This is a genomic window from Acinetobacter sp. UBA6720 (assembly GCF_002454215.1).
In the GTDB taxonomy this organism is placed as follows: domain Bacteria; phylum Pseudomonadota; class Gammaproteobacteria; order Pseudomonadales; family Moraxellaceae; genus Acinetobacter.
Window position 1 is genome coordinate 1 of the sequence record NZ_DKIK01000049.1, and the last position, 8435, is coordinate 8435.

The following is an 8435-nucleotide window of genomic DNA, read 5'->3' on the forward strand; positions in this document are numbered from 1 at the left end:
GCAAGACGTTCAAATTATTGTCTTAAAATGGGTTTGAGTAATTGATGAAATACAGTATTCTGATGTGACAAAGCCTGAATCCTTGTAGTTGAAGTGTTTGTTCGCACTTATATTTTAACTACTTTGGACTCAGGTTTTTTTATTTAAGTCTAACTATGGGACAGCAGTGCTTTCGGGTCGTCTTTTTTATTGCAAAGACATTGAGTCAGTCAATTTCATTGAAAGCAAATCTATTGATAAAATATTGCGGTGATGGGACGACAAATCTTGGAAAACTAACTAAATATGCTATGTTAAAACTTGGCTAAAGCTATTTTGACTATGTAAAAATTAGAACAGTATCGTGGAGAATAACATGAGTGTACGACCAAGAATGACCCATCTGTTTGAGCAACTCGGTTTAGATGCAAATGAAGATGCGATTGCCTTATTTATTGTAACGCATCAGCTTAATGCGCAAACCATGATTGTTGATGCGGAATATTGGACTGAAGCGCAACGTCAGTTTTTGGCAGAAAAAATTAAATCGGATGGTGAGTGGGCAATTATTGTGGATCAACTCAATGAATCTTTACATGAAGATTCATTGATTAAAAAATAAGTGATATTTTTGGGGCGATGCTGAAAAGCTTTGCCCCTATTTCTTCAATAAAATAAAAAATAAGAAGCAATTTATGTCTTTAGATCAACAATCTTTTCCGTCGCCTCGTGTTTTAGAGAGACGGGCTTCAGTCGATCAGCTCGAACTAGATCGTACTGTATTTATCGGGGAGAAATATGCGTCGTACTATCAGGCTCAATTTGAAAAAATCACATCCAAGAAACAATATGCAGGATTTAATGTTGCGGCTTTTTTCTTGGGCGTAATTTGGTTGTTTTATCGGAAAATGTACAGTTATGGCTTTATGTCCATAGCTCTGATTGTGTTTATCGGGATTGGTGAAGCACTTTTGGGGATTGACAGTTCGGGGGCAAATATCGGCTTGGCTGTTGCATTTGGCATGCTGGGTAACACTTTGTATAAGCATCACGTCGATAAGCAGATTACTAAAATCCGCCAGTTCGGAAATGGCAATGTCGCAACAGAATTAGAAAATCGTGGTGGTACAAATCTCTTAGCCGGTGCGATTTTGTTAGCGATTTGGCTTGGACTGATTGCATTGGCTATAGGCGGTTCTTAAGTCACTCCTCGCACCAAATAAAAAACCATCCTACAGGATGGTTTTTTATTTGGTGCAGCGCTTATTTCATCATCGTAATCAATTCTTGCACTGCACGCGACTGCGTTCGCCCAGGATGCCAAACCATACCCAATTGGCGGTTCATTTCAAATTTAATATTTAACTGTTGTAGGTCTTGATTGATCAAAGTCTTGGGAAGCACTGACCAGCCCAATCCAATAGATGCCAACATGCGAATTGATTCGAGTGGATTATTACTCATGCTAATTTTAGGTTTTAGCCCTTGTTTCTCAAATTCTGCCAGTGTGATTTGGCTGGTATAGGTTTGAGACGCAGGCAATAAGCTTGGGTACTGAATCAGATCTTCGAGTTTTAAGTTTTGCATTTGTGCCAGCGGATGAAAGGGCGCTGCTACAAAAACTAAGGGGTCTTCCCAAATGGTGACATATTGCAAACGCTCATCTAACTTCGGTGGAAGCGTCAAAAAAGCCAATTCTAAGTCACCCGCCAGTACTTTTTCATGCGCTTGCTCTGAGTCGACAAAGTGTACATCTAAAGTGACATTGGGAAAGGTTTGTACATATTCACGTAAATGATTGGGTAGGTGATGTAAACCAATATGGTGACTGGTGCCAATTTTAAGTTTGCCTTGAACCATGCCTTGTTCATGACTCAAGGTATGGTGAATGTCACCCAGTTCATTGAGCCAATTTTTGACTTTAGGCAGCAGTGAATGTGCGGCATGCGTGGCTTGTACACCACGACCTGCCGACTCAAACAGTTTCACACCAAAATATTCTTCTAAACTATGAATACGTTTGGTCACAGCAGGTTGCGTAATGAAGAGTTGATCTGCGGCTAAAGAAATAGAGCCGGTTTCCATGACTTTTACAAAAGCTTCGAAGGCTGCAAGATTCATAAGGATAATCTGGTTATGAAAGTATAATTGAATTATAAAATCATTTTATATGAATTGCGATCTTTAAAATAAATCGGGTGTTATTTCATCTGCATTGAGATAAAAAAAGATCACTAAAAGTGATCTTTTTAAGTTAATGAGAGGAGATGGGGCTTAGGCCGGAATATTTTCTTCTGGGCTACGGCTTTTTCTTTCCCAAATTCGCTCATGGAAGAAGAAGGCAAAAGCTTGAACAGTCGGTTCTAACAAACTTAAGGTAACCGCCATCCATAAGTTACCTGTGACCATATACGCAACTAACATAGCGACCGTAATATGCATGATGTAGTAGCTTAAAGTTTTTTTGAAGATGCGTTGATTTTTTGCTACAAATTTTTGAATGTTTGACATGATAAAAGGCCTCTCAATAACACTTTACATTTGTAAATAATAATTATTATCATTAGTAAAGTCAAAATGAAATTTTGATTGGGCTCGATTGAATTTTTGAATCAAGTGAAATAATGTGCTTCGTTTTATGTTTAACATAATAAAAACAGAGATTAAGGCTTTTGCTTGAACCATTAATCCTTTTGTAAAAATACAAGTAACTTCAAGTTATGCCAAGAATTAAGGGCGTTCATTCCGCATAAAATTGAATGTTACTAGTGAATTTATGTCGGCAATGTTGAGCTGAGTTTGTTTTGTTGTTTGACTCTATTGGATTCTCAGCGCTACTTTTATGTCTAATGCAAGCATAGATAATTTCAAGCGTTAATTGAGAGAAAATAAACGTTGGTTTGGGATGGTTCAGTTTAGAAAAAGCACGGTATACAATGTGTTATGAGCTTAGGTAAAATCTGCTGAAAGCGTCTAAACTCGGTAGCAGAGCATGAACTTGAGTGATTTAAAAATAATTCCAAAAAGTTTTTAAATTAATAAAAATGATAAATTAGATTTATGTGAAATCACCGTTATAATCGTTTTTAATGAAAGAATTACCCAGTCCAGTGGAGTCAATCGACATGGCAGGCGAAAACCAACAAGCAAAACCCCAAATTCCAAAAACATTGTATGACAAATTGTGGGATGACCACTTAGTAAAACAGCGTGATGATGGCTCAGCTTTACTCTATATCGACCGTCATTTATTACATGAAGTGACGTCGCCACAAGCTTTTGAAGGTTTGCAACTTGCAGGGCGTAAGCCATGGCGTTTAAGTGCGAACGTGGCAACACCTGACCATAATGTTCCAACCTCAAGCAAAGAGCGATCAGAAGGTATTGCAGGCATTGAAGATGATACTTCACGCATTCAAGTCCAAACCTTAGACGACAACTGCAAAACTTTTAATGTAGTGCAGTTTGACATTAATGATGTGCGTCAAGGTATTGCACACGTGGTGGGACCTGAGCAAGGATTAACCTTACCAGGCATGACGGTGGTGTGTGGCGACTCTCATACAGCAACGCATGGCGCTTTTGGTTGCTTGGCACACGGGATTGGGACATCTGAAGTAGAGCATGTATTGGCAACCCAGTGCTTGGTTCAAAAGAAGATGAAAAACATGTTGGTGCGTGTTGATGGACAATTGGGTCAGGGTGTGACACCGAAAGATGTGGTTTTAGCCATTATCGGTAAAATTGGTACAGCGGGGGGAACTGGTCATGCCATTGAGTTTGGTGGTCAAGTCTTCCGCGATATGTCGATTGAAGGTCGTATGACGGTTTGTAATATGGCGATTGAAGGTGGCGCGCGTGTCGGTATGGTGGCTGTCGATGATAAAACCATTGACTATGTGAAAGGTCGTCCCTACGCACCACAAGGTGAACAGTGGGATGCAGCAGTGGCTTACTGGAATACTTTACATTCGGATGCAGACGCACATTTTGATACTGTGGTGGTATTACAAGGTGAAGAGATTGAACCACAAGTGTCTTGGGGGACCTCGCCTGAAATGGTGATTCCAGTTTCTCAAGCGGTGCCGACTTTGGAACAAGCCAAAGATGATGTACAGCGTAATGACTGGACGCGTGCTTATCAGTACATGGGTTTAACCGCAGGTCAGGCATTGGCAGACATTCAGTTAGACCGTGTTTTTATTGGTTCATGTACCAACTCGCGTATCGAAGACATTCGTGCAGCGGCGGAAGTTGCCAAAGGCAAAAAAGTGGCAAGTACCATTAAACAGGCGATGGTGGTCCCGGGTTCTGGTTTAGTGAAAGCTCAAGCTGAAGCGGAAGGCTTAGATAAAGTTTTGATTGAAGCTGGTTTTGAATGGCGTGAGCCAGGTTGTTCAATGTGCTTAGCCATGAATGCAGACAAATTACAACCTGGTGAGCACTGCGCATCGACCTCCAACCGTAACTTCGAAGGTCGTCAGGGCAATGGTGGTCGTACGCATTTGGTGAGTCCAGCGATGGCAGCGGCAGCAGCGATTGCAGGTCACTTTGTCGATGTGCGTTCATTTTAATTCGGGCTTGGGAGCATAGACATGAAAAAATATACCGTTGAACAGGGTATCGTTGCACCTTTAGACCGTGCCAATGTCGATACAGACTTGATTATTCCAAAACAGTTTTTGAAATCCATTAAGCGCACGGGTTTTGGTGAAAATTTATTTGATGAGTTGCGTTATTTAGATGAAGGTTTTTTAGGACAAGATCATTCAAAACGTCCTAAAAACCCTGATTTTGCATTGAATCAGCCACGTTACCAAGGTGCAAGCATCTTAATTTCTCGCGCGAACTTTGGTTGCGGTTCTAGCCGTGAACATGCGCCGTGGGCACTGGAAGAATATGGTTTCCGTACCGTGATTGCACCGAGTTATGCAGACATTTTCTTTAACAACAGCTTCAAAAATGGCATGTTGCCTGTGATTTTGTCTGAAGAGATTGTTGACCAACTCTTCAAAGAATGTGCAGCAAATGAAGGCTATCAACTGACGATTGATTTGGATGCGCAAGAAGTGCGTACACCATCGGGTGAAGCTTTCAAGTTTGAAGTGGATCCTTTCCGTAAGCATTGTTTGTTAAATGGCTTGGATGATATTGGTTTGACCTTACAAGCAGCAGATGAGATTCGTGCTTATGAAGAAAAGACCAAAGCTGCGCGTCCATGGGTGTTTTCAGAAATTCATGCTTAATTGAAGAAACGATATAACTAGTGCTGCGGTTTATCTCTTGTTAATATCAGAGCAAAAGAATTTTAATCGTTTTGCTACTGGTAAAGGTTGGACTTGAACAATGGTGACGAGTTATGGTCGTATCGCTCTACTTGCTTTGATAGGCACATTAACTGCCTGTCAAAGTATGAATACGGCAAGTATAAAGCGTATTCATGAAACCCCAGCAAGTAAAAACAATGCACAAATTTATTGTACAGGTACAGTGAACTGTGAGTTTGAGCGATTGAATAAAATCAAAATCGTCAATGCAGACAATCATCGTGTGAGCCGTGATGCAATTCGAGAACAAATTGTTCGTTTGAAGCGAGATGATTTGAATGATGCAAATTCACTGTTTTTGTCGGTGCCTGCTGGGCAGCATGAACTGGTCATTCGCTTCTATCCAGTCTCAGCAGACCGAGCAGAAACCTTACATGTGATTCATCGCTTTAAGCCTGCTGAACGTTATACTTTTAGAATGTTTCGTGCGCGCAGTCGACATCAGGGAAGTTTATTGAATATGTCTGCACCTGACCCTTTATGTGTCGATTTAAAGCAAAACCAAAGAACAATTCGTCGTTTTTGCAAACCGTACAATGTCCTAAATGGCTTGGGTGAGTTTGTAGAACAAAAACTTTAATCGTGTGAGTTAAAACTCACCAACAATGGAATTTTTCATGTCTAAACATATTTTGATTTTGGCGGGTGATGGCATTGGTCCTGAAATTGTAAAAGCCGCAGAACAAGTGCTTACACGAGTAAACGATCAATTCAATTTAGGTTTAACGTGGGAACAAGGTTTACTGGGTGGCGCTGCGATTGACGCACATGGTTCACCTTATCCAGAGGTAACTGCAGCACAAGCCAAAAATGCAGATGCGATTTTACTTGGTGCAGTTGGCGGACCAAAATGGGACAACATTGAACGCTCAATTCGTCCAGAACGTGGTTTATTAAAAATTCGTAGTGAGCTCAATTTATTCGCAAACTTGCGCCCAGCGATTTTGTATCCGCAATTGGCAGATGCATCAAGTTTAAAGCCTGAAATTGTTGCAGGCTTGGACATTTTAATCGTTCGTGAATTGACTGGTGGCATCTACTTTGGTCAACCACGTGGTATTCGTGAACTGGAAAATGGCGAAAAACAAGGTTTTAACACTGACGTTTATGCTGAGTCTGAAATTAAGCGTATTGCCAAAGTCGCATTTGAACTTGCAGGCTTACGTGGCGGTAAAGTGTGCTCTGTAGACAAAGCCAATGTACTTGAAGTGACAGAGCTTTGGAAGCAAACCGTAACAGCCATGAAAGAAGCAGATTATCCAAACATTAACTTGTCGCATATGTATGTAGATAATGCAGCAATGCAACTGGTTCGTGCACCAAAACAGTTTGATGTGATTGTGACAGGTAACTTATTTGGTGACATTTTGTCTGACGAAGCAGCAATGTTAACGGGTTCGATTGGCATGCTTCCGTCGGCATCTTTGGATGAAAGTGGCAAAGGTATGTATGAACCATGTCATGGTTCTGCACCAGATATTGCAGGTCAAAACGTTGCTAACCCATTGGCGACCATTCTGTCTGTTGCAATGATGCTACGCTATACTTTCCGTGAAGAAGCTGCTGCAAAAGCGATTGAAGATGCGGTAGGAAGTGTGTTGGATCAAGGTTTACGTACTGCTGACATTATGTCTGAAGGCATGAGCAAAGTGGGTACTGCGGAAATGGGGCAGGCGGTTGTGGCTGCACTGAACTAAGTTAGATACACTGGAAAACGCAGCCATTCGCTGCGTTTTTTTTGCCCAAGATTTAATCACCTTTACAGGCTTTGCCTTGGTATTGAACAGATTGGGCAATATTGTCTTTTAATAAGAAATGAACTTGGCATTCTAACTGTACATCATAATATGGGGTTGCTGTTGGAATAGGAATCGCGCCGACACTGCTGTCGCTTCGCATAGTGGGCATAGGGGTTGGAATTTGAATCCGTCTGACGATGGTGTAACTCAGTTGGTTTGATGTTTGAATTGGTGATCCTAAGGTTTCATAACCGAGTTTGTGTAAGTTGAGCTGACGCCGTATGCTCGATACATCTTGGCCGATATATTGTTCTAAATAGTCGGGGAGCGCAATTTTAGTGGATGAAATGACGGTGTGATTTTGCGCTGGAGCGTTGCTACAAGCTTGAAGTAGTAGAAAGCAGATGGAACTCAAGGAGCTGACAATAAAGGGCTTCATGATTATCCCCTAAGCAGAGAGACACCCTTTTAGTATTCTATATCTGGATATTCGTTTGAGTATGGTTCGAGTAATTTGAGATAAACGGTATGTAGGTGGCTCAACATAACACAGCCGTTAACACGCTTTACCGATGTAGTGAATAGATTCCACAAGATCATCATGCAGTCTGAACTCAATTTTACATTTCATTTCAATATTCAGGCTACCGCTAGAAGGTGTTGGAATGGGCGCACCCATAGTGACACTGGTTCCAAGGTTGGGTGTTCCCATCGGAATAGGCATATTGCGTAATAGGGTGTAGGTCAGTTTCTCGGGTATATGTACAGGAGCACCGAGAACTTTATAACCCATGCTATTGAGGTTGAGTTGGTTTTGAACTTGATCTGAAGATTGTCCGATATAGTGTTGTAAGGTTTGGTTGAGCTGAGTTTGGTTGGTTGTGGCACAAGCAACACATAGCATGGGGAACAGTAAAATTGCGAGCTTCATTAAAGTCGTCTTCATTATTGTTTTGGTGTATTTAGTTGTTATCGCATTTAATTATAGTTTGATTATTGGTTTAAATATAGTCGATGTATAACGTTTAGTCTAAGCGCAGACATTAAAAAAGCCACTTGAAAAGTGGCTTTTTTGCTTCGCTAAAACTTAGCGCGCACGATAAGTGATACGACCCTTAGACAAATCATAAGGTGTCATTTCTACTTTAACACTGTCGCCAGTCAAAATACGAATATAGTGTTTACGCATTTTACCAGAGATGTGAGCAATCACTTCATGACCGTTTTCTAAACGTACACGAAACATAGTATTAGGAAGCGTCTCGGTGACAACGCCTTCGAACTCGATGAGTTCCTCTTTATTGGCCATAGCCTACCTGAATGAATAAATTGGAAAGGCGCAAATTATAGTCAATTTTTTTGCATAAAACAAGGCGGAATGGGCGGTTGC

Annotated in this window: 11 protein-coding genes; 6 read left to right on the top strand and 5 right to left on the bottom strand. The window is 41.0% G+C overall.

The features are described from left to right. Positions 1–355 precede the first annotated feature (355 nt). Positions 356–601 (top strand): DUF2789 family protein, encoded by a 246-nt coding sequence (locus tag B4F08_RS04190; RefSeq protein WP_086210002.1) that lies wholly within the window; start codon positions 356–358, stop codon positions 599–601. A 73-nt stretch (positions 602–674) separates the two neighbouring features. Further along, positions 675–1181: a DUF2628 domain-containing protein gene (locus B4F08_RS04195; protein ID WP_291373367.1), complete on the top strand. Its 507-nt coding sequence runs from the start codon at positions 675–677 to the stop codon at positions 1179–1181. A 61-nt stretch (positions 1182–1242) separates the two neighbouring features. Here B4F08_RS04195 and B4F08_RS04200 read toward each other — a convergent pair whose 3' ends face one another. Both B4F08_RS04200 and B4F08_RS04205 read right to left on the bottom strand, forming a co-directional pair. Further along, on the bottom strand, positions 1243–2100 hold the full coding sequence (locus B4F08_RS04200; protein ID WP_086210000.1) for a LysR family transcriptional regulator: 858 nt from the start codon (positions 2098–2100) through the stop codon (positions 1243–1245). Positions 2101–2253: 153 nt separating this feature from the next. Next, positions 2254–2490: a DUF2061 domain-containing protein gene (locus tag B4F08_RS04205; RefSeq protein ID WP_086209999.1), complete on the bottom strand. Its 237-nt coding sequence runs from the start codon at positions 2488–2490 to the stop codon at positions 2254–2256. A 614-nt stretch (positions 2491–3104) separates the two neighbouring features. On the opposite strand from B4F08_RS04205, the gene leuC reads away from it, so the two are divergent. The 4 genes from leuC to leuB all read left to right on the top strand — a co-directional run bounded on the left by leuC (position 3105) and on the right by leuB (position 7003). Then, positions 3105–4553: a 3-isopropylmalate dehydratase large subunit gene (gene leuC / locus B4F08_RS04210; protein WP_291373370.1), complete on the top strand. Its 1449-nt coding sequence runs from the start codon at positions 3105–3107 to the stop codon at positions 4551–4553. 21 nt (positions 4554–4574) lie between these two features. Beyond that, positions 4575–5225, top strand: a complete 651-nt coding sequence (gene leuD / locus B4F08_RS04215; RefSeq protein WP_291373372.1) for a 3-isopropylmalate dehydratase small subunit — start codon at positions 4575–4577, stop codon at positions 5223–5225. Between the two features lie 100 nt (positions 5226–5325). Then, positions 5326–5886 (top strand): hypothetical protein, encoded by a 561-nt coding sequence (locus B4F08_RS04220; RefSeq protein ID WP_086209996.1) that lies wholly within the window; start codon positions 5326–5328, stop codon positions 5884–5886. A gap of 37 nt (positions 5887–5923) precedes the next feature. After that, positions 5924–7003, top strand: a complete 1080-nt coding sequence (gene leuB, locus B4F08_RS04225) for a 3-isopropylmalate dehydrogenase (protein ID WP_119064624.1) — start codon at positions 5924–5926, stop codon at positions 7001–7003. 52 nt (positions 7004–7055) lie between these two features. Here the strand turns inward: leuB and B4F08_RS04230 are convergent, their stop codons facing one another. The 3 genes from B4F08_RS04230 to infA all read right to left on the bottom strand — a co-directional run bounded on the left by B4F08_RS04230 (position 7056) and on the right by infA (position 8354). Further along, positions 7056–7484 (bottom strand): hypothetical protein, encoded by a 429-nt coding sequence (locus B4F08_RS04230; RefSeq protein WP_291373375.1) that lies wholly within the window; start codon positions 7482–7484, stop codon positions 7056–7058. A gap of 117 nt (positions 7485–7601) precedes the next feature. Further along, a complete protein-coding gene (locus B4F08_RS04235; RefSeq protein WP_291373377.1) occupies positions 7602–7976 on the bottom strand; it encodes a hypothetical protein in 375 nt (124 codons plus the stop codon). Between the two features lie 156 nt (positions 7977–8132). Next, entirely contained in the window at positions 8133–8354 is a 222-nt protein-coding gene (gene infA / locus B4F08_RS04240; RefSeq protein ID WP_004692529.1) for a translation initiation factor IF-1, read from the bottom strand. Positions 8355–8435: the final 81 nt, after the last annotated feature.

Excerpts from the sequence above, each read along its gene's own strand:
- B4F08_RS04190 (WP_086210002.1), top strand. The coding sequence starts at position 356 with ATGAGTGTACGACCAAGAATGACCCATCTGTTTGAGCAACTCGGTTTA.
- B4F08_RS04195 (WP_291373367.1), top strand. The coding sequence starts at position 675 with ATGTCTTTAGATCAACAATCTTTTCCGTCGCCTCGTGTTTTAGAGAGA.
- B4F08_RS04200 (WP_086210000.1), bottom strand. The coding sequence starts at position 2,100 with ATGAATCTTGCAGCCTTCGAAGCTTTTGTAAAAGTCATGGAAACCGGC.
- B4F08_RS04205 (WP_086209999.1), bottom strand. The coding sequence starts at position 2,490 with ATGTCAAACATTCAAAAATTTGTAGCAAAAAATCAACGCATCTTCAAA.
- leuC (WP_291373370.1), top strand. The coding sequence starts at position 3,105 with ATGGCAGGCGAAAACCAACAAGCAAAACCCCAAATTCCAAAAACATTG.
- leuD (WP_291373372.1), top strand. The coding sequence starts at position 4,575 with ATGAAAAAATATACCGTTGAACAGGGTATCGTTGCACCTTTAGACCGT.
- B4F08_RS04220 (WP_086209996.1), top strand. The coding sequence starts at position 5,326 with ATGGTGACGAGTTATGGTCGTATCGCTCTACTTGCTTTGATAGGCACA.
- leuB (WP_119064624.1), top strand. The coding sequence starts at position 5,924 with ATGTCTAAACATATTTTGATTTTGGCGGGTGATGGCATTGGTCCTGAA.
- B4F08_RS04230 (WP_291373375.1), bottom strand. The coding sequence starts at position 7,484 with ATGAAGCCCTTTATTGTCAGCTCCTTGAGTTCCATCTGCTTTCTACTA.
- B4F08_RS04235 (WP_291373377.1), bottom strand. The coding sequence starts at position 7,976 with ATGAAGCTCGCAATTTTACTGTTCCCCATGCTATGTGTTGCTTGTGCC.
- infA (WP_004692529.1), bottom strand. The coding sequence starts at position 8,354 with ATGGCCAATAAAGAGGAACTCATCGAGTTCGAAGGCGTTGTCACCGAG.